This is a genomic window from Paenarthrobacter sp. 2TAF44 (assembly GCF_052114885.1).
In the GTDB taxonomy this organism is placed as follows: Bacteria; Actinomycetota; Actinomycetes; order Actinomycetales; family Micrococcaceae; genus Arthrobacter.
Map to the genome: position 1 here is coordinate 21,920 of NZ_JBFRFP010000002.1, position 21,257 is coordinate 43,176.

Consider the following 21,257-nt stretch of genomic DNA (forward strand, 5'->3'; position numbering starts at 1 on the left):
CTACGCCGTCAGCAAGGGAGCAAGGGAGGGTCTGGTATTACTTGGGACGCCCAAGGGGGTAATGACGGGCACTCCCACAGCGTGCCAGGGCTGAATAGCGTGGACACCATGACTATTGAACTAACCCTCAGCAATGGCGTCACTATGCCGGCACTCGGCTTGGGCGTCTTCCAGAGCGCACCCGAGGAAACCACCGCCGCCGTCGCGGCAGCCCTTGCCACCGGCTATCGGCACATTGACACCGCCGCAGCCTATGGAAACGAGCGGGAGGTGGGCCAAGGCATCCGTGCATCGGGCCTGCAGCGGGAGGAGGTCTTCATCGAGACAAAAGTCTGGGTCAGCGACTTTGGCTATGAGCAGACGCTGCATGCATGGGACAAGGCAGCGGGCAAGCTCGGTGTCGATTACCTTGACCTGTTCATCCTGCACCAGCCCGCCCCGGACCGGTTCGAGAAGACCATCGAAGCGTACAAGGCGCTTGAGCGACTACTCGAGGACGGGCGCGTGCGCTCAATCGGTGTCAGCAACTTTATGCCGCACCACCTCAAGGAACTGCTCGCCTCAACCGACATCGTGCCTGCGGTAAACCAGATCGAACTCCACCCTTACTTCACGCAGCCCGATGTCCAGGACGCGGATGCAGCAAACGGTATCCTCACCCAGGCCTGGTCACCCATTGGCGGAATCACTTTCTACCCGGGCTGGGGCGGAGACCGACGGAACGTTATGGAAGATCCTGCCATCGCAGTCATCGCGCGGACCCACGCCAAAACACCCGCCCAGGTGATGATCCGCTGGCACTTGCAGCAAGGCCGCTCAGCCATTCCCAAGTCGACCAACCCACAGCGCATCGCGGAGAACTTCGATGTCTTTGACTTCGAGCTCAGCGCTGAAGAACTCGCGGCCATCGACGGTCTGGATCTCGGCGTCCGCAATGGCCCGGATCCGGATGTCGCCCGCCCGGAGCGCTTCGCCCTGGTGATCCCGGAGGCCTGAGCGCCGAACCCCCGTAAACCCGGAACGCAGAAACTTCCAGCCCCAGCACCACCGTCCGAACCATAGGATGAAACGGACGAAAGGTGCAGCACACGATGGTCACACGCGAAGAGGTAGAAGCAGCGTACTCACGGACGGCAGGCTGGGTAAGGCACACACCGGTGGCTGAGAGCGGCAACCAAGAGCCTTATCACCTGTGGTTCAAGTGCGAGTTCATGCAGCACACTGGCACGTTCAAGGCGCGCGGTGCCTTCAACCGGTTGCTTACGGCCCGGGAGAATGGCGAACTGAACCCGGAGATTGGCATTGTGGTGGCCTCCGGGGGCAACGCGGGCCTGGCCAACGCCTATGCAGCGTCCAAGCTCGGCGTCCCTGCTACGGTGTTCGTCCCCGAGGCGGCGCCCGCCACTAAGGTCCATAAGTTGTTCGCCAGCGGGGCCCGCGTGGTTCAAGGAGGCTCTGAGTACGCCGAGGCCTACGCTGCGGCCGTGAAGTTCGCTGAGGAAACCGGCGCCGTCTACTGCCATGCGTATGACCAACCCGAGATTGTGGCCGGCGCAGGCGGCGTTGGCTTGGAACTGCTGGACGAACTGCCCGACGTCGATACCATCCTCGTTGCTGTTGGCGGCGGCGGGTTGATGGGAGGCATTGCGGCAGCGGTTGAAGGCCGGGCCCATGTGGTGGGCGTCGAGCCCGAGACGGTTCCCACCTTGCACACGGCCATGGCCAAGGGAGAGCCAGTGGATGTGGCCGTTTCCGGTATCGCCGCGGATTCCCTGGGCGCCCGGCGGATCGGCGAGATTGGATTTGGTGTTGCGCGTCGCACGGGTGTGCAGAGCGTACTGGTCAGCGACGAAGACATCGTCCAGGCCCGCCGCAAGCTGTGGGAGGAGTACCGGATGGTGGTAGAACATGGTGCGGCGGCAGCCTATGCAGCCCTGCTTTCCGGCGCCTACGTACCCAAGGATGGTGAGACGGTCGCGGTCATTCTCTGCGGCGCCAACACCGATCCAGCACACTTCTAGCAGGGTCCAGCACAAGAATCCCCGCCGGTTGGTGTCCGGCGGGGATTCGACGTCGGCAGGTGTGCCCTGCCACAGCGGTTCCTACTTCTTGGGCAGGCCTGCCGGGTTCAATTCGGACGTCGGGATGGCCTCGGAGGACAGACCCCAACGGTCCAGGATCTTGCCGTAGCTGCCGTCCTTGATGAGGTGGTTAATGGCAGCCTGCGCTGCCACAGCAAGGCCGTTGTCCTTCTTGGTGGTGAACGCGATCTCAGCCTTCAGCGGCCAGCCGCCGTTGAGCGTGCCCACTTCCTTGGTCTTACCGTCCTTGGCCGCTTTGTAGGCGGCGGAGGCGTTGGGACCGAACGTCAGGTCCGCGCGGCCGGACTGGAGTGCGAGTTGGGAGGCGGAGTCGTCGTCGTAATACTGGAACTCAACCGGCTTGAGGCCGTTCTTTTTGTTCTCCTCGTCCCACCGCACCAGGATGGCTTCCTGGTTGGTGCCGGACCCGACGATCACGCGTTTGCCAGCGACGTCCTTGGCCTCTTTCACCTCTGAAATGTCCGAATCTGCCTTGGCGTAGAAGCCCAGGAGGTCATTGCGGTAGGTCGCGAAATCGAACTTTTCCTTGCGTGCTTCGGTGACGGTGACGTTGGAGAGAACGGCCTCGTACTTGCCGGACTCGACGCCGAGGGGCCAGTCCGCCCAAGCCACCGGCAGCACCTCAACCTGAAGGCCAAGGCTCTCGCCGATGGCGTACGCGAGGTCAACCTCGCTGCCGATCAGGGTCTTGTTGTCCGTGGCGAACAGGCTCAGCGGCGGCGTCCCACCGGTTGAGACCACCGTCAGTTTGCCGTCGGCCTTGATGGCTTCCGGAACCAGGGCTGCGGCCGCGGAGTCGACGGTCACCTTGATGCGGTCCTGTTCGGGCGACAGATTGAACTCTTTGGCCGCGCTGGAGGATGCCGGTGAAGAGCCCGACGACGGTGCTGTCGCCGCCGTTGCGCCGGGATCCGAGCAGGCGGCGAGCCCCAGTAGAGCCGTAGCGGCCAGCGCCGCGGTCAGGCCGGTCTTGGCTGCAAAACGTGCCATGATTTCCCCTTATTTTTCCCGGATTGGGACGTCGGATGCGTGCTTGTTGCTGCAACTATCCGGCAGGGCAGGAACACGGTCAAAGCACTCTGAAACGCTGGGATACAGGGGGTAATTGCGGTTAATCGGGAGTCGAACGAGGTCACAAACTTTCTGGGGAACCGGCCGCGACGCAACTCACAGAAATAAGCCGGGGGCCGCCGTCGTTGTCGCTAGAGTGCCCGCCAACCAACAGTGCGGGTGCCGCGAAACGTACCGAAAGGCATTCCCCGTGACTGTTCCTCTTTCCATCCTGGACCTGGCAACCATCGGAAAGGGCCAGACCGTAGCGGAAAGCCTCGCCGGCAGCGTGGCCATCGCGCAGAAGGCCGAAGAGCTGGGCTATCGCCGGGTCTGGTACGCCGAGCACCACAACATGTCAGCCATCGCGTCCTCGGCCACGAGTGTGCTGATCGCGCACGTCGCCGCGCACACGAACACCATCCGGCTGGGTGCAGGTGGCGTCATGCTTCCCAACCACTCGCCACTGACCATTGCCGAGCAGTTCGGCACCTTGGAGACGCTGCACCCGGGACGCATTGACCTGGGACTTGGCCGTGCGCCGGGCAGTGACCAGAACACCATGCGTGCGCTTCGCCGTGACCATACGTCCTCGGATGCATTCCCGCAGGATGTCCTGGAACTGCAGGGCTACCTCACCGGACCTACCCGCATCCAGGGCGTCGAAGCGACTCCGGGAAAGGGCACCAACGTGCCGCTGTACATCCTCGGTTCATCGCTGTTCGGAGCACAGCTGGCTGCGCAGCTTGGGCTGCCCTACGCCTTCGCTTCGCATTTCGCGCCTGCGGCCTTGCAGGATGCGGTGGCCATTTACCGCAGGGAATTCAGGCCCTCGGAACAGCTGTCCGAGCCGCACGTGATCGCTGGGGTCAACGTCACCGCAGCTGACAGCAATGCCGAGGCGCAGGCGATCCACCTCGCCGTGAAGCGCGCCCGTGTGTCCCTTTTCTTTGGCGGCGGCCGACAGTTCACGGATGACGAAGCGGACATGGTGCTGGATTCCCCGCAAGGCCAACACATTGCCCAAATGATGAAGTACTCGGCCGTCGGCACGCCGGACGTTGTGCGCGACTACCTTGACGAGTTCGCCAAGCACGCTGATGCGGACGAACTTATTGTTGCCCACCAGAGCATTGGCACCGAGGAACGCCTGCGCTCGGTGGAGTTGGTTGCCGAGGTTGCGGGGCTTGTAACAGCGTAGGCGCCGGCATCGAAAATAAATTCGAAAGCTTTACGCATTTGCAATGATTCAGGCATGACGCCGAAACTCCACAGGCGGAGACTATAGCTATCCGCAGTGGAAGGATCCGCTATGCCCACGCCCTTAAATCAATCAGCCGCAGACTCCGCGCTGCTGATGAACTCGCTGCCGCTTGGCCTGCTCCGGACCTTGCTCCGGACGGACGCGCAACAGGGCATCACTCCGCAGTTGATGGCGGAGCTAAGGGCCATTGCCCGCGTGCCGGGCCTGCTGGTGGCGTGCAACTACGGCGGCACGCTCTGTGCAGCTGAAGGCGTCTCCACCGAAACTCTCCCGTTGGACAGTGCGGCCGTTGCGCTCCGCGCGCTCGCAGCCCTCCCCAATACGCATACGGCCATCATTTCCGGCCGGTCCTTGCGCGACCTTGCTGCCGTGTCCAGGTTGCCGGCTGAGGTCCATTTGGTGGGCTCGCACGGCGTTGAGTTCGACATGGGCTATGCCTACAACCTGTCCCTGGCCACGGAAACCCTGCTCCAGCAGGTAGCCACGGCATTGACTGAGGCCGTCGCCTTCGAGAAAGGCGTCAGCATCGTCCGCAAGCCGGTGGGCGTTGCTGTCCACACCCGGCCCGCGACGCCGGAGGTGGTGGAGCGCGTCATTTTCCGTTCCCAGCAGATCGCTATTGAGTATGGGCTCTACTTCATCATCGACGGCTCCGTGCTGGACCTCACCGTTGAGGAACCGGCGAAGGGCCAGGCCTTGGAGCAGCTTCGCTCCCGCCTGGGGGTGAGCGCTGCGCTCTACGCGGGCGACGCCGCAAGCGACGAAATGGCGCTCGCCACCTTGCGGGGCCCCGACCTTGGCCTTCACGTCGGCGCCGGAAGTACGACGGCGGCACACACCATTCCGGATCCGGAAGCCTTTGCGCGGGTGCTGGCTTTGTTGTTCGAACTGCGGCGGGCATGGCTTTTCGGCGAGGACGCCGTGGGGCTGGAGCGGCATTCGATGATCGGAAACGGCACGTCGACGGCGTTGCTCACCCCTGACGCCAAGGTTTGCTGGATGACCCACCCCTTGCCGGATTCGGGGTCCCTGTTTGCCCATATCCTGGGCGGCGACCCGGCGGGCCACTTCAGTATTGAGCCAGTCAAGCGTTCGCAAGTACTCGCTCAGCGCTACGTGGACAACACCATGATCGTGGAAACCCGCTGGGCAGACGTGACAGTGACGGACTATCTTGAGCCCGCCCCGGAAGGCATCACCAGCCTGGTCCGCGTTCTGTCCGGCACGGGCACCGCGCGGGTGGTGTTCGCGCCGCGGCCGGACTATGCCACTGCGCCATTCAGCATGGAGATCCGTGGCGAGGAAGTCCACATCATGGGCACCTCGGATCCCATCATTCTCTCGGCGCCCGGGGTTGCCTTCCAGATCACCAGTGACGGCAGGTACGCCACCGCCACCGCCGAGGTGCCCCTGCAATACGGTCCCGTTGTGCTGAACCTGCGATGCGGTGATACAGAGCCGCCGCCCGCGGACCCGATTGGCGAGCCGACCCGTCGTGCCGCCGTCGGGCAGTCCGCCCGGGAGTGGGTCAAAGCGCTGCAGTTACCCACCATCAAGACCTCGCTGGTCCGGCGGTCGGCGCTGGTTCTGAGGTCGCTGGTGCACGAGCCCACAGGTGCTGTCCTGGCGGCGCCAACCACATCGCTGCCCGAGGGCATCGGCGGGACGCGCAATTGGGACTACCGGTATTGCTGGCTGCGCGACGGCTCCATGACCGTTAATTCCTTGGTCAGCTTGGGCTCCACCGACGAGGCCGACGGGTTCCTTCGCTGGCTTGGCCGCATCCTGGAGACTGCTCCCGGACCGGAATGGCTGCACCCGCTCTACTCGGTGACCGGTGCTCCACTGTCCACGGAAGCGATCGTCGAGAGCCTCCCGGGTTATGCCGGTTCGCGTCCGGTGCGGATCGGGAACGCGGCCGACCACCAGGTGCAGTTGGACGTCTTTGGCCCTATTGCCGAGCTGATTCACGATCTTGGCGAGCGGCGCGGGTACCTGCCGGATGAGCACTGGTTCCTGATGGAGCAGATGGCCCACGCAGTCATTGCCCGTTGGCACGAGCCGGACCACGGAATCTGGGAAGCGCGCCGACCACCACGGCACCACGTGTACACCAAGGTCATGTGTTGGGTGACGCTGGACCGGGCCTTGCGGACTGCTGCCTTGCATGGTCGCGTGGCACACGAGGACTGGGCGCCGATAGCCGCCAAGATCCGGAAGGAAGTCCTCCGGAAGGGCTGGGATTCATCTGCGGCCTCGTACACCGTGGCCTACGATAGCCCCGACCTGGACGCCGCCGTACTGCATATCGGCTTGTCCGGCCTGCTGGATGTCCAGGACCAGCGGTTCCTGGATACCGTAACGGCCGTTGAGCGCGAGTTGCGTGTGGGTCCCACCGTCTTCAGGTACAGGTACGACGACGGCCTGCCGGGTTTGGAGGGCGGCTTCCACATCTGCACTACCTGGCTGATTGAGGCGTACCTTGCTGTTGGACGCTTGGATGATGCGCTGGAGCTGTTCAACCAGCTGGTGGCTCTGTTCGGTCCTACAGGCCTGCTTCCGGAGGAGTACGATCCTGCCTCGGAAACGCATCTGGGTAACCATCCACAGGCGTACTCGCATCTGGGCTTCATCAGGTGTGCGCAGCTCCTGGACCATTACCTGGCCAGCGCAGACGTGGAGTAAACCCAAGCAGGGGACAGATAACGCTCCTCCCAGGCCTGAGTAGAGCGTTATCTGTCCCCTACTTGGGCCGGGGGGAGTTAGGTGAGGAGCAGAGCCACGGCGATCATCGCGGGCACCGCAACGATGGTCGTGATGAGCACAGTGTCCTTGGCTACTGTGATGCCGGCGCGGTAGCGGGTGGCTGCAACGAACACGTTCTGGGCCGTCGGGAGCGCCGCCGTCACCACAACGGCGAATAAGGCGTGACCATCCATCCCTAAGGCAAAGCGGGCAAACACATAGGCGATGGATGGGTGCACGAACAGCTTGAACCCGCTGGCCAGCAGTGTGTCCAGGCGTCGCTCCGCGTCCTTCTGCAAAGGCCGTGATCCGTTCAGGCTCATGCCGAACGCCATCAGCATCGCGGGAATCGCGGCGCCGCCAATCAAGTGGATCGGCTCCAGAATGAGCGTGGGCACCTGGAAACCCGTTCCGGCCACCAGAAGCCCAAGCCCCGAGCCCACGATCATCGGGTTCTTCACGATCATGAGCAGAAAGCGCAGGGGAGTGGTGCGGTGGGTACTCGTGCTGGCGTCCAGGGCCATCAAGTACAGGGGCGTGAAGAACGCGAGCTGGAAGATCAGCAGCGGCGCCACGTAGCTTGCGTCACCCAGGACAAAGACCGCAATCGGGATGCCCAGGTTCGCGGAGTTCGCCAGTGAGGCACTCATCGAGGACATCAGGGCTTCGGGCAGTGTGCGCTTCAGCCAGAACTTGACGATCAGGAAGAACAGCAATCCCGTGATGATGGCACCCACTGCGGTGACCAGCAGCGGGGCGGCAAACACCTCGTGGAACTTCGCCTTGCTCAGGGTTTCGAACAGCAACGCCGGGCTTGCGACGAAGAATGTCAACGAGCTCAGGACCGTTCGCGCATTCTCACCCAGGATCCCGCGGCGCCCAACGAACATGCCCACCAGGATGATGGCCCACACCACGAAGAACCCGGACAGGACGCCGATCATGAGGGCGTGCGGGCGGGAAGCTGTTGGGTCACGAACAACAGCCTAGCCACATCGCCGCGCTGAGTAAGCGTTTTCTGGCGAGAGTTCCGTCATACGGACACCAAAGCGCGACGTCGGCACTCACATGGGCTCCGACGTCGAGGTTGGCTTTTTGGCCGGGTTAGCTCATGTGCGCCGCGTTGCTCAGCGCGTGGGGCGGACGCATCAGCCCGGGTGTGTGGCCCTCCGCGGGGTCGTTTCCAAGCTGCAGGATCTTATTGTCCTTGCTGACATGGACGACCCTGGGTTCGTAAGCGCGCGCCTCCTCGGTGGTCATCTCGGCATAGGTGATGAGGATGACGACATCCCCTACATGAACCTGATGGGCGGCAGCACCGTTGATCCCGATGACGCCGGAACCGCGCTCGCCGGCGATCGTGTAGGTCTCCAGCCGGGCGCCATTGGTCACGTCAACGATAGAGACGAGTTCGCCCGGAAGGATGTCAGCCGCGTCCAGCAGGTCAAGGTCGACAGTGACCGAACCGACGTAGTGAAGATCGGCATGGGTCACCGTTGCGCGGTGGATCTTGGACTTGAACATTGTGCGGATCATAATGCGATCAGTTTAGCGCGGCACCCTCATTCGGCGCTGTGACGTACCAGACGTTCGGCGGGCGTCGGCGGCGTGCTTGCAGACTGGTAGAGATTCACAAGATTCACAACATTCATAGACATTCACATGAGCTGGACAAGGAAGCAGCCCCGAAACATCCTATTTCGGTTGTTTCGGGGCCTGCCATCAGTTCAAAACAGGTCAGGAAGGTACGGCACTGACCGTCTGGGCCGGCTCGTAGCGTTCGAGGTCCGTCCCAGCGGCTACCAGGGCGCGCAGTTCAGGAAGCCCACCTTCCACCACACCCGCAGCGCGCGCCTGAACCAGGACGTTGCCCAGTGCAGTCGCCTCAACGGGTCCTGCGATAACCGGTTTGCACGTCGCGTCCGCGGTCAGTTGGCACAGGAGCCGGTTCTGCGAACCACCGCCCACAATGTGAACCACATCCACGCTCCGGCCCGCGAGCCGTTCAGCGTCCGCCAGCGTGCGGGCATACCCGGCCGCGAGGCTGTCCATGATGCAACGCACGACGGCGGCAGGCCGGTCCGCGAGCACGGCGCCTGTATTCCGCACGGCTGCGCGGATGCGGTCCGGCATATTGTCCGGGGCCGTAAAGGCCGGGTCATCGGCGTTGATTCGTGGGCCGCCGGTGGGGAGAGCCGAGGCTGCGTCCAGCAGTGACGTCAACGATTGGCTGAACCCCTGTGCCGCCCAAGCACGCTGGCACTCGCTGAGCAGCCAGAGCCCGCCGACATTCCGCAGGTACCGGATAGTGCCGTCTACGCCGCGTTCGTTGGTGAAGTTGGCCTTACGGCTTGCCTCGCTCAGCACTGGGCTATCCAACTCCACGCCCACCAAGGACCACGTTCCCGAGGAAATGTAGGCGAAGTCCTTTTGCTCGGCGGGCACGGCCGCCACGGCCGAAGCCGTGTCGTGCGATCCAACCGCAACCACCCTGGTGTCCGCGGGCAATCCCGTCTTTTCGAGGATGCCCGGCAGGAGGGTGCCCACGGTTTCGCCCGGCTGAATGAGGGGAGGGAAGATATCTTTCGGCAGGCCGAGTGCATCCAGGAACTGTGTGGCCCACTCTCCCGCAGCAGCATCAAAGAGCCCTGTAGTGGAGGCGTTTGTAGCCTCCGTCCGGCGCTCTCCCGTGAGGAGGAAAGCGATCAGGTCCGGGATGAGGAGAGCCTGGCGCCCTTCCAGGGTGGGCTCGCACGCCAGCTGGTACAGCGTGTTGAACTGCAGGTATTGCAAACCCGTTGTGGCATACAACTTCTCCGGGGAGATCGCGGCATGCACACGTTCCACAGTCGCGCGGCTGCGCTCGTCCCGGTAGCTGTATGGCTGCGCGGTGAGATTCCCGGCGTCGTCCACCAGGCCGTAGTCCACTGCCCAGGTGTCGATGCCGATGCTCACGATGCGCTCGCCATTCCCACGCGCAACGGCAGCGGCGGCCGTCAAGCCCTTGAGTACCTCCGCGAACAGGGCGTCGAAGTCCCAGCGGAGGCCGCCGTCGAGCTCCACCACTCCGTTATGGAAGCGGTGGATGGTCTCAAGCGAAACCCCTGCCGTGGGAGACACGCGACCGAGCATGACGCGGCCGGAGGAGGCGCCAATATCGACTGCTGCGAAGACTGGCCTCGCAGGTGAACCGTTGCTCATGACGGGCCTTATCGCAGGAATGCGGCAGCCACGCCCGCGTCAACGGGGATGTGCAGCCCGGTGGTGTGGGACAGTTCGTTGCTGGTTAGCACGGAGGCTGCGTTGGCGACGTGTTCCGGCAGCACCTCCCGCTTGAGCAGCGTGCGCTGGGCGTAGTACTTGCCCAGTTCCTGCTCGTCCACGCCGTACACAGCTGCGCGCTTGGCGCCCCAGCCGCCGGCGAAGATGCCCGAGCCACGGACCACGCCGTCGGGGTTGATGCCGTTGACGCGCACGCCGTACTCGCCCAGTTCAGCGGCGAGTAGACGGACCTGATGGGCTTGATCGGCCTTGGTGGCGGAGTAGGCGATGTTGTTGGGGCCGGCGAACACCGAGTTTTTGGAGGAGATGTAGATGATGTCTCCGCCCATGCCCTGATCGATCATGACCTTGGCCGCGGCCTTGGACACCAGGAAGGAGCCCTTGGCCATGACGTTGTGCTGCAGGTCCCAGTCCTTTTCGGTGGTTTCCAGCAGCGGCTTGGAGATGGACAGGCCGGCGTTGTTGACCACCAGGTCCAGGCCACCGAATGCGAGCACGGCTTCCTGGATCGCTGATGCGATCTGGGCTTCGTCGGTCACGTCGGCCTGGACGCCGATGGCGACGTCGGGTCCGCCCAGTTCCGCGGCGACGGCCTGGGCGTTCTCAAGGTTCAGGTCGGCAATCACTACGCACGCGCCGTCGGACGCCAAGCGGGTGGCGATCGCCTTGCCGATGCCCGACGCCGCACCGGTCACCAGCGCGATGCGGGTGGCGTGGGACTTGGGCTTGGGCATGCGGGCGAGCTTGGCTTCTTCCAGGGCCCAGTACTCGATGCGGAATTTCTCGGATTCCTCGATCGGCGCGTAGGCGGAGATCGCCTCAGCACCGCGCATCACGTTGATGGCGTTGATGTAGAACTCGCCAGCCACGCGGGCGGTTTGCTTGTCCTTGCCGAAGGAGAACATGCCGACGCCGGGGACCAGCACGATGGCCGGGTCCGCGCCCCGCAATGCCGGGCTATCGGCGTCTGCATGCCGGTCGTAGTACGCCTGGTAGTCCTCGCGGTAGTCCGCATGCAGGTCCTTCAGGCGGTTGACGGAATCCTCGATGGAAGCATCGGCGGGCAGGTCCAAGACCAGCGGCTTGACCTTGGTGCGCAGGAAATGGTCCGGGCAGGAGGTGCCCAGCGCGCCGAGCCTCGGGTGCTCTTCCGAGGCAAGGAATTCAAGCACGACGGCGTCATCACTGAAGTGGCCCAGTTGCGGCTTGTCCGTGGAGGCCAGGCCGCGGATCGCCGGGGCGAGGGCGGCTGCCTTGGCTTTGCGCTCAGCTTCGCGGAGGGCGCCGTAGCCGGGGAGCTTGGCGCCGAAGGGCTCGGCCTTGCCGTTCTCCGCGATGAACTTTTCTGCCTGGTCGATGATCCACAGCGAGTTGGCCTCAGCCTCTTCACTCGTGGCGCCCCACGCAGTGATGCCGTGGCCACCCAGGATGGTGCCGATGGCCTGGGGGTTGGCTTCCTTGATCGCGGCGATGTCCAAACCGAGCTGGAAACCGGGGCGGCGCCACGGAACCCACACCACTTTGTCGCCGAATACCTTGGACGTCAGCGCTTCGCCGTCCACCGCCGTCGCAATCGCGATGCCCGAGTCTGGGTGCAGGTGGTCAACATGCGCAGCGTCCACCAGGCCGTGCATGGCAGTATCGATCGACGGCGCAGCGCCGCCCTTGCCGTGGAGGCAGTAATCAAAGGCGGCCACCATTTCGTCTTCACGCTCGACGCCGGGGTAAACGGACTTCAGTGCCTGCAGCCGGTCCAGCCGGAGTACAGCGAGGTTCTCCGCCTTCAGCGTGCCGAGGTCGCCACCGGAGCCCTTGACCCAAAGGAGCTCGACGTCCTGGCCCGTGACTGGGTCCTTCTCGGTGCCCTTGGCGGAGGTGTTGCCGCCGGCGAAGTTGGTGTTCCGCTTGTCCGCGCCGAGGCGGTTGGAGCGGGAAATCAGGTCTTCAACGGTCTTGTTGGTCTCTTGCACGTTCATGCTTTATGCGCCCCATCCGGCTTGCTGGCCGCCAGCGCGGTCCTCGTTGATTTTCTTCTGGTAGCCGCTGGCCTTGTAGGCAGCGATCGGATCGGCGGGCAGGCCGCGGGATTCACGCCACTCGGCAAGGACCGGGCGGACGTCGGTGTAGAAGGCATCGTTGAAGATGCCGTTGGCGGCCAGAACATCCCCGGCACGCTGGGCCTCGGACAATGCTGCGGTATCCACGAGCAGTGCGCGGGCCGTCATTTCCTGGACGTTCAGGACCGAGCGGATCTGGCCTGGGATCTTCTCTTCCAGGTTGTGGCATTGGTCCAGCATCAGGGCAACGCCTGAATCTTTCCCGAAGCCGCCACCGCGGATCACCTCGTACATGATGCGGAACAGCTGGAACGGATCGGCTGCGCCCACAATGAGATCGTCGTCTGCGTAGAAGCGGGAGTTGAAGTCGAACGAGCCGAGCTTGCCCAGCCGCAGAAGCTGCATGACGATGAACTCGATGTTGGTACCTGGCGCGTGGTGGCCCGTGTCCAGGCAGACGAACGCCTTCTCGCCGAGAGCCAAAGTCTGGGCGTAGGACGTGCCCCAGTCCGGAACGTCGGTGTGATAGAAAGCCGGCTCGAAGAACTTGTACTCCAGGACCAGCCGGTGCTCGTCGCCGAGGGCAGCGTAGATCTCCTGGAGGGATTCCGCGAGGCGGTCCTGACGGCCGCGCATATCGTCCTGGCCGGGGTAGTTGGTGCCATCGGCCAACCAGATCTTCAGGTCCTTTGATCCGGTGGCATGCATGATCTGGATGCACTCAAGGTGGTGGTCGATCGCCCGGCGGCGGACAGACTCGGTGGAGGAGGTCAGGGAACCGAATTTGTACTCGTCCTCCTGGAATGTGTTGGAGTTGATGGTGCCCAGTCCAACGCCCAAGCCTGCAGCGTATTCGCGCAGCGCAGAGTAGTCATCAACCTTGTCCCACGGAATGTGCAGCGCGACTGTAGGCGCCAGGCCCGTCAGCTCGTGGACCTTGGCGGCGTCGGCGATCTTTTCCTGGACGGTGCGCGGCGTACCCGGAGTGCCGAAGACCTTGAACCGGGTCCCCGAATTTCCGTAGGCCCAGGATGGAACTTCGATGGCCAGTTCTCCCAAGCGGCCCAAGGCCGATTCGGTGGCGGCCGATTCTGTGGTGTTCATGCTTGTTCCTTTTGCTGGGTTGCGACGGTGCTGGCCTTGGCCAGTTGATCCTCAAGATTGAAAACTTCTTCGACGATTTCGAATCCCTGGTCCGGAGGCAGCTCGCTGTTCGAGAACAGGGTTGCCATCTCGGCCTGCCAGCGGGCATTGACGTCAGTTACGGCCATCCGGGCTTGTGCGGTTTCGTAGTCGTCACATTCCAGATAGCCGATCAATTGGCCATCGGGAGCCAGGAACAACGAGTAGTTGTTCCATCCCGCATCCTTGAGGGCGCGCAGCATTTCCGGCCAGACGGCTGCGTGCCGCCGTTTGTATTCGTCCATCAGCTCCGGCTGGATGGAAGAGCGGAAACAGACCCTCATGCGCGGTTCTCCAGGTCACTCGTCTTTGAATCGTTTCATTTGTTACGATTCAAATTACCCTCGTGAGATGGAGGGTGTCAAGGCGTTTCCTGCAAATCGATGACAACCAGCGGAGATTGGAAAGCATGTCCCAAACAGCGAGCATCAAAGACGTTGCCACCCACGCCCAAGTAGCCGTGGGAACTGTTTCCAACGTGCTGAATTATCCGGACCGCGTATCGCAAAGGACCAAGGAGCGCGTCCTCAAATCCATCGCCGAACTCGGTTTCGTCCGCAACGACGCCGCCCGCCAACTCAGGGCAGGGCAGAGCCGGACCATCGGGCTGATCGTGCTGGATGTGGGCAACCCGTTCTTCTCCTCGGTTGCCCGGGCCGCAGAAGATGCAGCCACAGCGTTGGGCAGCGTCGTGTTGGTAGGGGACAGCGGCCAGGACGCTTCCCGGGAAGCGCATTACATGGACCTGTTCCAGGAACAGCGGGTCCAGGGCCTGCTGATCTCGCCCGTAGGGGACGTTGGTGATCGGATCGATACGCTGCGCGAGCGTGGCGTGCCAACCGTCCTGGTGGACCAACTCGCCGACACCGACCGTTGCAGCTCAGTCTCCGTGGATGACGAAGAAGGCGGATATCTTGCCGCCCGGCACCTGCTGGACATGGGCCGCCGTCGTCTGGCCTTTGTAGGTACCCCTTCAATCCGTCAGGTTGCCAACCGGCTTACCGGCGCGCAGCGGGCCGTCGCCGAAGTAGCAGGGGCAACAATCGAGGTCTTGGACTCCGCTGGACAGACAGTCCTGGCCGGCCGCCAAGTGGGCAACGACCTGGTGGAGCGGTCGCCAGTCGAAAGGCCGGAAGCCGTTTTCTGTTCCAACGACCTCCTGGCGCTCGGCGTCATGCAGTCGCTGACCATGCTCCGAACTGTGAAAATCCCCGAGGACATCGCCCTGATTGGCTACGACGACATCGACTTCGCCGTCTCCGCCGTCGTGCCCTTGTCCTCCATCCGCCAGCCAACGGAGGCCTTGGGCCGCACGGCGATCGAGTTACTGGCGGAGGAGCAGGACAGCGGCGGAACCAAACACCGGGCCGTGGTGTTCACACCGGAGCTCGTGGTGCGTCAAAGCACGGCCGGCGTACCCAAGTAGGTCGCAGTAGTGCGCGTTATGAGCGGTCAAAACGCGCACTACTGCGACCCGGTTGGGTAGCTACAGGGCGTAGATGCTCCACGCAGCGGTGTGCTCAGCGCCGGGTTCCAGCCGGATCAGGTCCGTGCCACTGTTGAACGCGTCTGGCGGGCAGGTCATTGGCTCTACGGCCAAGCCCAGCCGGTTCGGAAGTGGTTCCGGCTTGTCTGCCGTATGGATCTGCAGCCATGGGCAGCTTTCGTCCCAGGACATCCCGACGCCGGTGCCCGCCGGGTCGCGCAGCGAAAGCCGCGCCAGCCCGCCGTCGAACGCTATTCCTGTGAACGCGTGATCGATCTCAGTGGTGCCGATGGCCCTCGGTGTCCGGAAATCGAAAGCGTGGCCCTCAACTCCCACAACACCAACGGGCAGCAGCCTGTCAGGCGTGACCTCAAGGAAGCTATCCGCAGCAAAAGCGAGGACCCACTGATCCAGCGGCGAAGAACCGGCCACCAGATACGGGTGTGGGCACACTCCGTACGGTGCTGGAGCGTCGGCTAAGTTCAAGGCAGTTACTCGCGTGTGCAGCCCGGCCTCGTCTACCACGTACCGAGCCGAGAGCTCAACCGCGAACGGATATCCCGGCGTGGGCCCAACCGTGCACGTCAGCGTGAGTGAACCGGCGTCGGACTCTTTCAGTTCCCAATCCAGCGGGAAGGCGAGACCGTGCAAGGATGTGCCCCGGTCCGGTTCGTTGACGGGCAAGTGGTGCACCGTTCCATCGAAGCGGTAGGCACCGTCGGCAATCCGGTTGGGCCATGGCGCCGCGATAATTCCGCGGTAGTCCGGAATCGGGCCACCCTCCGGGAACGGGACAACGAGGTCGCGGCCCTGGAACTGCAAGACACGCAGCGCCGCGGCCCGGGCTGTGATGACAGCCCGGTAGCCGCCGGACTGCAGGGTGAATTCGGTGCTCACAGGCCGCCGGCCAGCTTGTAGTAGGCGGCGTTCCAGTTCAGTTCCTTCTTGAACTGTTTGATGGTGGTGTCCTCGTCGATGGTCAGGAGTTCAGTCTTGGCGATTTCGGCGAAGTCCTCGAACACCTCCAGGCCAACCTGCGTGGAGAGCACCGTGTGGTGGGCGGCGCCGGCAGTGAGCCAGGCTGCGGCCGACGTAGCGAAGTTGGGCTTGGGCTCCCACAGTGCGCGGGCCACCGGGAGGTTGGGCAGAGGCTGGTCGAGATCGACGACGTCCACTACGTTCGCTACCAAGCGGAACCGATCGCGCATATCGGACAATGCGACCACGATGCCGGGGCCGGCGTCCGTATCGAACACCATGCGTACGGGGTCTTCCTTGCCGCCAATGCCCAGCGGGTGGATCTCCACACGCGGCTTCTTGGCGGTCAGGGAGGGGCAGACCTCCAGCATGTGCGCGCCCAGGATCTTCTCCGAGCCGGGCTCAAGGTGGTACGTGTAGTCCTCCATGAGCGAGGCGCCGCCGGGCAGCCCCGCGCCCATCACCTTGGCGGCGCGGACCAGGATGGCGGTCTTCCAGTCGCCCTCGGCGCCAAAGCCGTAGCCGTCAGCCATGAGCCGCTGGACTGCCATGCCGGGGAGCTGGCGGAGTTCGCCGAGGTCCTCGAACGACGTCGTAAACGCGGCTGAGCCGTTCGCCTCCAGGAAGCTGCGGAGACCGAGTTCGATCTTCGCGCTGTAGCGCAGCGACTCGTGGCGCGCGCCATCTTTTTGCAGTTCGGGAACCACCTCGTAGAGGCGCTCATACTCGGCAACCAAGGCATCGACGTCGGACTCCGCAGCGCCGTGCACGGCATCGGCGAGCTCGTTGACGGACCACGTGTTGACCGAGACGCCGAAGCGCAGCTCGGCTTCAGTCTTGTCGCCTTCGGTGACGGCAACGTTGCGCATGTTGTCACCGAAACGGGTCAGCTTCAGTGTCCGCACAGCGGCCCAACCTGCCGAGGCGCGCTGCCATGCGCCCACCTGGCGGGCAATCTCAGGATTGCTGACATGCCCGACGACGGTCTTCCGTGACACGCCGAGGCGCGACTGGATATACCCGAATTCGCGGTCCCCGTGGGCTGCCTGGTTCAGGTTCATGAAGTCGAAGTCGATATCGGCCCACGGCAGGTCACGGTTGGCCTGGGTGTGCAGGTGCAGGAGCGGCTTGCGCAGGGCGTCCAGGCCCTGGATCCACATCTTGGCCGGGCTGAACGTGTGCATCCAGGCGGTCACGCCGATCACGGAGTCGTTCGAATTTGCTTCCAACGCGGTGCGGCGGATGGCGTCGGAATCCGTTAGGACCGGCTTCCACACGAGTTTGACCGGCACGTCCGAGGAATCGTTGAGCGCGTTGGCAATCTCCTGCGATTGCGAGGCGACCTGCTTGAGGACATCTTCGCCGTAGAGGTGCTGGCTTCCGGTGAGGAACCAGACCTCGTACTGATCAAGGGACGTGGTGTTGGCGCTGGGCATTTTCATGGCTCCTGAAAGTGTTGAGACGTCCGCTTTAGCGGCCGTAGACGTTTTGGTAGCGGTTGTAGAGCGAGTCGATCTTGGCCTGGTCAATGGGCAGGGGTTCGCCGAGTTGGCGGGAGACATGCACCGTCTTTGCCACTTCCTCGCACATCACGGCTGCTTTCACCGCGGACCTGGCGTCCTTGCCGATGGTGAAAGGTCCGTGGTTCTGCATGAGCACGGCGGGGGAGTGGGAGTTCTTGAGGGTCTCCACGATTCCCTGTCCGATCGAATCGTCTCCGATCAGCGCGAACGGGCCTACCGGGATCGGGCCGCCGAATTCGTCGCCCATCATGGTCAGCACGCAGGGGATCTCTTCACCGCGGGCAGCCCATGCCGTGGCATAGGTGGAGTGCGTGTGCACCACACCGCCAACCTCGGGCATGTGCCGGTAGACGTAGGCATGCGCTGCAGTGTCAGAGGACGGCGAGAGGTCCGGGTTGCCCCAGTCAACGGTTCCGCCGCTTCCGATGTTGATGCCCCTGACGGGAGTCCCGTAGAGGTCTGTGACCACCATTTGCTCGGGCGTCAGCTCGTCATAGGAGACACCGGAGGGCTTGATGACCATGAGATCGTAGCCAGGGATCCGTCCGGAGACGTTGCCCGCAGTCCAGACAACCAGCTTGTAGCGGGTCAGCTCAGCGTGCAGGTCGCAGACTTCGCGCCGGACTTTTGCGATGGTTTCCAAGAGCGTGCTCATGCGTTGACCCCTTCTGTGATGGCGGTGTGGGCGGCGCGCTGAATTGCCTTCAGGCGATGCATGACGCTGTTGGTCCCGCGGCCGAAGTAGTCGTGCAGGGTGCGGTATTCCTGGAAAAGTGCCTCGTAGGCCCTGACATTTTCAGGGATCGGCGTGTAGACGGCACCCGGGGCAGCTGCCATGGATGCGGCCGCTTCGCGGATGTCCTTGTACTTCCCGGCAGCTACAGCGGCGTGGATTGCAGAGCCGAGGGCGGGCCCCTGCTCCGAGCCGATCGTGGAGAGCTGCAGGCCAGTGATGTCTGCGTAGACCTGCATCAGGAACTTGTTCTTCAACAGTCCGCCGGCCACGATGAATTCCTTGACCGGTACCCCGGAATCACGGAATGCATCCACGATGGTGCGGGTGCCGAAGGCCGTGGCCTCCAGCAGCGCGCGGTAGGTGTCCTCGGGCTTGGTCGCAAGGGTCTGGCCCACTACGACGCCGGAGAGTTCGTGGTCCACCAGCACTGAGCGGTTGCCTGAGTGCCAGTCCAGGGCAATGAGGCCGTGCTCGCCGATTGCCTGCTTCTCTGCGAGTTCTGTGAGGTACTCGTGGATGCCCAGGCCTTTGGCGGCCGCGGCTTGGTGATAGTGAGGGGGGACGCCGTTCTTGGTGAACCAGCCGAAGATATCGCCAACGCCGGACTGTCCGGCTTCATAGCCCCACAATCCGTCGACGATGCCGCCATCCACGACGCCGCACATGCCCGGGACTTCGCGCAGGACGTCACCGTTCATGACGTGGCACGTGGACGTGCCCATGATGGCCACGAGTTGCCCCGGCTCAACAGCGTTGGCTGCAGGGGCACTGACGTGGGCGTCGACGTTGCCCACGGCTACAGCAATTCCCGCCGGCAAGCCGGTCCAGGCCGCAGCTTCTTCCGTCAGGTAGCCTGCGGCGTCGCCCAGGCGGCCAATGGTGTGCTCCAGTTTTTCCGAAACGAAGCCCTTGAACTCCGGGTTCAGCGCGGCGAGGAAATCCTCCGACGGGTACTTGCCGTCCTGGTAGATGCCCTTGTAGCCAGCGGTGCAGGCATTCCGAACGTAGCTGCCGCACAGCTGCCAGACGATCCAGTCGGCCGCCTCAACCCAATGGTCCATGGCGCCGTAAACTTCGGGATCTTCCTCGAGCAACTGCAGTCCCTTGGCGAACTCCCATTCCGAGGAGATCAGGCCACCATACCGGGGAAGCCAGGCCTCCCCGCGTTCCTCGGCGAGAGAGTTAATGCGGTCGGCCTGCGGCTGCGCGGCGTGGTGACGCCACAGCTTGACGTAAGCGTGAGGACGGTCCGCGAAGCGTTCCAGCTCGTTCAGCGGAGTGCCGTCCGCCGTCGTCGGAACCATGGTGCAGGCGGTGAAGTCTGTAGCGATGCCCACCACATGTTCCGGGTTGATTCCGGCATCGGCGACGGCGGCCGGTACCGCGTTGCGCAGGACGTCGCGGTAGTCGTTGGGTACTTGGAGCGCCCAGTCGGCGGGCAGCCGCTGGCCCGTAGCGGGCAGTCGGTCGGACACGACGGCGTGCGGGTATTCGAACACGCCGCTGCCGAGTTCGGCACCGTCCGAGACGCGCACGACGACGGCGCGACCAGACAAAGTGCCGTAGTCCACGCCGATGACGAACTGCTCGTCGAGCGGGAGGTTTTCAGTGGTATTCATGAGGTCTCCATCCGGCTGGCCAAGGCCTCATTGCCGGGGGTCGGGGTGGAAGAAACGAAGAAGGTCTGATGCAATTGTTAGCGCTCACAACTTTGATGTCAAGAGGATGCGCGTCATGTGGGACTGTTTCAGACACTCCGACCCAAGTAGGTAGCAGATCAGCGCGTTTTGAACGTCCAGAACGCGCTCTGCTGCGACCTACTTGGGTTTAGTTAGCGAGCCGCGCCGTCGTGGACCGGACGACCAGCCGGGGCTTCACCGTCACTGGCGTACCCGTGCTGCCGGTCTCCAGGCGATCAAGCAGCAAGCCGATGCAGCGCTGGCCGAGTTCCTCAAAGTCCTGGGCCACGGTGGTCAGCGGCGGGATGAAGTAGGCAGCCTCGGGTTGGTCGTCGAAGCCCACAACACTGATATCGGAGGGGACCTGGACACCGGCTTCATGGAACGCCCGGAGCACCCCGAGGGCCATTTGGTCGTTGGCCACAAACAACGCCGTCATGGAACGTTCTGCGGCTATTTTCAGGCCCTCGCGATAACCGCACTCAGCACTCCAGTCGCCTTCGATCAGGGCCGCTGGTTCCAGGCCGGCCTCACGCAGGGCGTCCCGCCAACCTTCGGTGCGGGCAACTGCGTCAATCCAATCAGCGGGTCCGGAAAGATGCCCAATGTGCTTGTGCCCCAGCTCAAGGAGGTGCTGGACCGCCAGACGGGCTCCCTCGCGCTGGTCCACAGTGGCGCCGCTGAGGTGCTCGTCGCCGAGAGAGCCCACTGCCACAAGGGGCACTTGAGCGGTGATGTCCTTGAGGACTTCAAAGGTCCCGGGATGCGGCACTGTGACAACTATGCCGTCCACGCCTTGGTCCATGAAATGCGCCATGGCGTCCTTGATGGTCTCTGGCGTGACGTCCCGCAAGCCCGCGACACTGACAAAATAGCCCGCTTCCCTGGCCGCCTGCTGCACTCCGAGGAGGGTGTGGGACGGGCCGTACTGAGCCAACTCGCTTCCCAGGACGCCGATGGTCTGGGAGCGTCGGGTTACCAGGCTGCGTGCAGCGGTGTTGCGGCGGTACCCAAGTTCAGTGATGGCCTGTTCAACGCGCTCGCGCGTCTTTGGGCTCACATTGGGATGGTTGTTCAGAACACGCGACACAGTTTGATGGGAAACGCCGGCAACGCGGGCGACGTCTTCCATCACAGGCGGCCTGCTTGGTGCGGATTGTTCAGTGCTCACCC

The 21,257-nt window shown here is 63.5% G+C and carries 17 protein-coding genes; 5 read left to right on the forward strand and 12 right to left on the reverse strand.

The window, feature by feature from the left end; translation table 11 throughout:
• The first annotated feature begins 108 nt into the window (after window positions 1–108).
• Window positions 109–996 carry an aldo/keto reductase gene (locus AB4Z15_RS02540; RefSeq protein ID WP_442015927.1) on the forward strand — a complete coding sequence of 296 codons (888 nt, stop codon included), beginning with the start codon at window positions 109–111 and terminating at the stop codon, window positions 994–996.
• 95 nt (window positions 997–1,091) lie between these two features.
• Complete coding sequence (locus AB4Z15_RS02545) at window positions 1,092–2,021, forward strand: threonine/serine dehydratase (protein WP_442015928.1); 930 nt, start codon at window positions 1,092–1,094, stop codon at window positions 2,019–2,021.
• Between the two features lie 81 nt (window positions 2,022–2,102).
• Here AB4Z15_RS02545 and AB4Z15_RS02550 read toward each other — a convergent pair whose 3' ends face one another.
• Entirely contained in the window at window positions 2,103–3,092 is a 990-nt protein-coding gene (locus AB4Z15_RS02550; protein WP_442015929.1) for an ABC transporter substrate-binding protein, read from the reverse strand.
• Between the two features lie 271 nt (window positions 3,093–3,363).
• Between AB4Z15_RS02550 and AB4Z15_RS02555 the strand changes: the two genes are divergently transcribed.
• On the forward strand, window positions 3,364–4,353 hold the full coding sequence (locus AB4Z15_RS02555) for an LLM class flavin-dependent oxidoreductase (RefSeq protein WP_442015930.1): 990 nt from the start codon (window positions 3,364–3,366) through the stop codon (window positions 4,351–4,353).
• Window positions 4,354–4,464: 111 nt separating this feature from the next.
• Window positions 4,465–7,101 (forward strand): trehalase-like domain-containing protein, encoded by a 2,637-nt coding sequence (locus tag AB4Z15_RS02560; RefSeq protein ID WP_442015931.1) that lies wholly within the window; start codon window positions 4,465–4,467, stop codon window positions 7,099–7,101.
• A gap of 77 nt (window positions 7,102–7,178) precedes the next feature.
• Here the strand turns inward: AB4Z15_RS02560 and AB4Z15_RS02565 are convergent, their stop codons facing one another.
• The 6 genes from AB4Z15_RS02565 to AB4Z15_RS02590 form a co-directional block, all read right to left on the reverse strand.
• Window positions 7,179–8,105 carry an AEC family transporter gene (locus tag AB4Z15_RS02565; RefSeq protein ID WP_442015932.1) on the reverse strand — a complete coding sequence of 309 codons (927 nt, stop codon included), beginning with the start codon at window positions 8,103–8,105 and terminating at the stop codon, window positions 7,179–7,181.
• A gap of 160 nt (window positions 8,106–8,265) precedes the next feature.
• Window positions 8,266–8,697, reverse strand: a complete 432-nt coding sequence (gene panD, locus AB4Z15_RS02570) for an aspartate 1-decarboxylase (RefSeq protein WP_431116915.1) — start codon at window positions 8,695–8,697, stop codon at window positions 8,266–8,268.
• Between the two features lie 201 nt (window positions 8,698–8,898).
• Window positions 8,899–10,362 (reverse strand): rhamnulokinase, encoded by a 1,464-nt coding sequence (locus AB4Z15_RS02575; protein WP_442015933.1) that lies wholly within the window; start codon window positions 10,360–10,362, stop codon window positions 8,899–8,901.
• Window positions 10,363–10,370: 8 nt separating this feature from the next.
• On the reverse strand, window positions 10,371–12,419 hold the full coding sequence (locus AB4Z15_RS02580; RefSeq protein ID WP_442015934.1) for a bifunctional aldolase/short-chain dehydrogenase: 2,049 nt from the start codon (window positions 12,417–12,419) through the stop codon (window positions 10,371–10,373).
• Between the two features lie 3 nt (window positions 12,420–12,422).
• Window positions 12,423–13,604: an L-rhamnose isomerase gene (gene rhaI / locus AB4Z15_RS02585; protein WP_442015935.1), complete on the reverse strand. Its 1,182-nt coding sequence runs from the start codon at window positions 13,602–13,604 to the stop codon at window positions 12,423–12,425.
• Window positions 13,601–13,966, reverse strand: coding sequence for an L-rhamnose mutarotase (locus AB4Z15_RS02590; protein WP_442015936.1), 366 nt, complete (start codon window positions 13,964–13,966; stop codon window positions 13,601–13,603). The genes rhaI and AB4Z15_RS02590 overlap by 4 nt, the downstream gene beginning before the upstream one ends.
• 125 nt (window positions 13,967–14,091) lie before the next feature.
• Here AB4Z15_RS02590 and AB4Z15_RS02595 point away from each other — a divergent pair, with 125 nt between their 5' ends.
• The gene (locus AB4Z15_RS02595; RefSeq protein ID WP_442015937.1) at window positions 14,092–15,108 is read left to right on the forward strand and encodes a LacI family DNA-binding transcriptional regulator; all 1,017 of its coding nucleotides are present in this window, start codon (window positions 14,092–14,094) and stop codon (window positions 15,106–15,108) included.
• A gap of 60 nt (window positions 15,109–15,168) precedes the next feature.
• On the opposite strand, the gene AB4Z15_RS02600 is transcribed toward AB4Z15_RS02595, so the two are convergent.
• The 5 genes from AB4Z15_RS02600 to AB4Z15_RS02620 all read right to left on the reverse strand — a co-directional run bounded on the left by AB4Z15_RS02600 (window position 15,169) and on the right by AB4Z15_RS02620 (window position 21,216).
• Window positions 15,169–16,065, reverse strand: coding sequence for an aldose 1-epimerase family protein (locus tag AB4Z15_RS02600; RefSeq protein WP_442015938.1), 897 nt, complete (start codon window positions 16,063–16,065; stop codon window positions 15,169–15,171).
• Window positions 16,062–17,582 carry an L-arabinose isomerase gene (araA, locus tag AB4Z15_RS02605; RefSeq protein WP_442016184.1) on the reverse strand — a complete coding sequence of 507 codons (1,521 nt, stop codon included), beginning with the start codon at window positions 17,580–17,582 and terminating at the stop codon, window positions 16,062–16,064. The genes AB4Z15_RS02600 and araA overlap by 4 nt, the downstream gene beginning before the upstream one ends.
• 34 nt (window positions 17,583–17,616) lie before the next feature.
• On the reverse strand, window positions 17,617–18,324 hold the full coding sequence (locus tag AB4Z15_RS02610) for an L-ribulose-5-phosphate 4-epimerase (protein WP_224089380.1): 708 nt from the start codon (window positions 18,322–18,324) through the stop codon (window positions 17,617–17,619).
• The gene (gene araB / locus AB4Z15_RS02615) at window positions 18,321–20,024 is read right to left on the reverse strand and encodes a ribulokinase (protein WP_442015939.1); all 1,704 of its coding nucleotides are present in this window, start codon (window positions 20,022–20,024) and stop codon (window positions 18,321–18,323) included. The genes AB4Z15_RS02610 and araB overlap by 4 nt, the downstream gene beginning before the upstream one ends.
• Before the next feature lie 208 nt (window positions 20,025–20,232).
• Window positions 20,233–21,216, reverse strand: coding sequence for a LacI family DNA-binding transcriptional regulator (locus tag AB4Z15_RS02620; RefSeq protein WP_442006129.1), 984 nt, complete (start codon window positions 21,214–21,216; stop codon window positions 20,233–20,235).
• Between the last annotated feature and the right edge of the window lie 41 nt (window positions 21,217–21,257).

Bases quoted from the DNA above. Each gene is read 5' to 3' on its own strand.
- AB4Z15_RS02620 (WP_442006129.1), bottom strand. From the start codon at position 21,216: ATGGAAGACGTCGCCCGCGTTGCCGGCGTTTCCCATCAAACTGTGTCG.
- AB4Z15_RS02580 (WP_442015934.1), bottom strand. From the start codon at position 12,419: ATGAACGTGCAAGAGACCAACAAGACCGTTGAAGACCTGATTTCCCGC.
- AB4Z15_RS02560 (WP_442015931.1), top strand. From the start codon at position 4,465: ATGCCCACGCCCTTAAATCAATCAGCCGCAGACTCCGCGCTGCTGATG.
- rhaI (WP_442015935.1), bottom strand. From the start codon at position 13,604: ATGAACACCACAGAATCGGCCGCCACCGAATCGGCCTTGGGCCGCTTG.
- AB4Z15_RS02565 (WP_442015932.1), bottom strand. From the start codon at position 8,105: ATGATCGGCGTCCTGTCCGGGTTCTTCGTGGTGTGGGCCATCATCCTG.
- AB4Z15_RS02545 (WP_442015928.1), top strand. From the start codon at position 1,092: ATGGTCACACGCGAAGAGGTAGAAGCAGCGTACTCACGGACGGCAGGC.
- panD (WP_431116915.1), bottom strand. From the start codon at position 8,697: ATGATCCGCACAATGTTCAAGTCCAAGATCCACCGCGCAACGGTGACC.
- araB (WP_442015939.1), bottom strand. From the start codon at position 20,024: ATGAATACCACTGAAAACCTCCCGCTCGACGAGCAGTTCGTCATCGGC.
- AB4Z15_RS02590 (WP_442015936.1), bottom strand. From the start codon at position 13,966: ATGAGGGTCTGTTTCCGCTCTTCCATCCAGCCGGAGCTGATGGACGAA.
- AB4Z15_RS02540 (WP_442015927.1), top strand. From the start codon at position 109: ATGACTATTGAACTAACCCTCAGCAATGGCGTCACTATGCCGGCACTC.
- AB4Z15_RS02550 (WP_442015929.1), bottom strand. From the start codon at position 3,092: ATGGCACGTTTTGCAGCCAAGACCGGCCTGACCGCGGCGCTGGCCGCT.
- AB4Z15_RS02610 (WP_224089380.1), bottom strand. From the start codon at position 18,324: ATGAGCACGCTCTTGGAAACCATCGCAAAAGTCCGGCGCGAAGTCTGC.
- araA (WP_442016184.1), bottom strand. From the start codon at position 17,582: ATGCCCAGCGCCAACACCACGTCCCTTGATCAGTACGAGGTCTGGTTC.
- AB4Z15_RS02595 (WP_442015937.1), top strand. From the start codon at position 14,092: ATGTCCCAAACAGCGAGCATCAAAGACGTTGCCACCCACGCCCAAGTA.
- AB4Z15_RS02575 (WP_442015933.1), bottom strand. From the start codon at position 10,362: ATGAGCAACGGTTCACCTGCGAGGCCAGTCTTCGCAGCAGTCGATATT.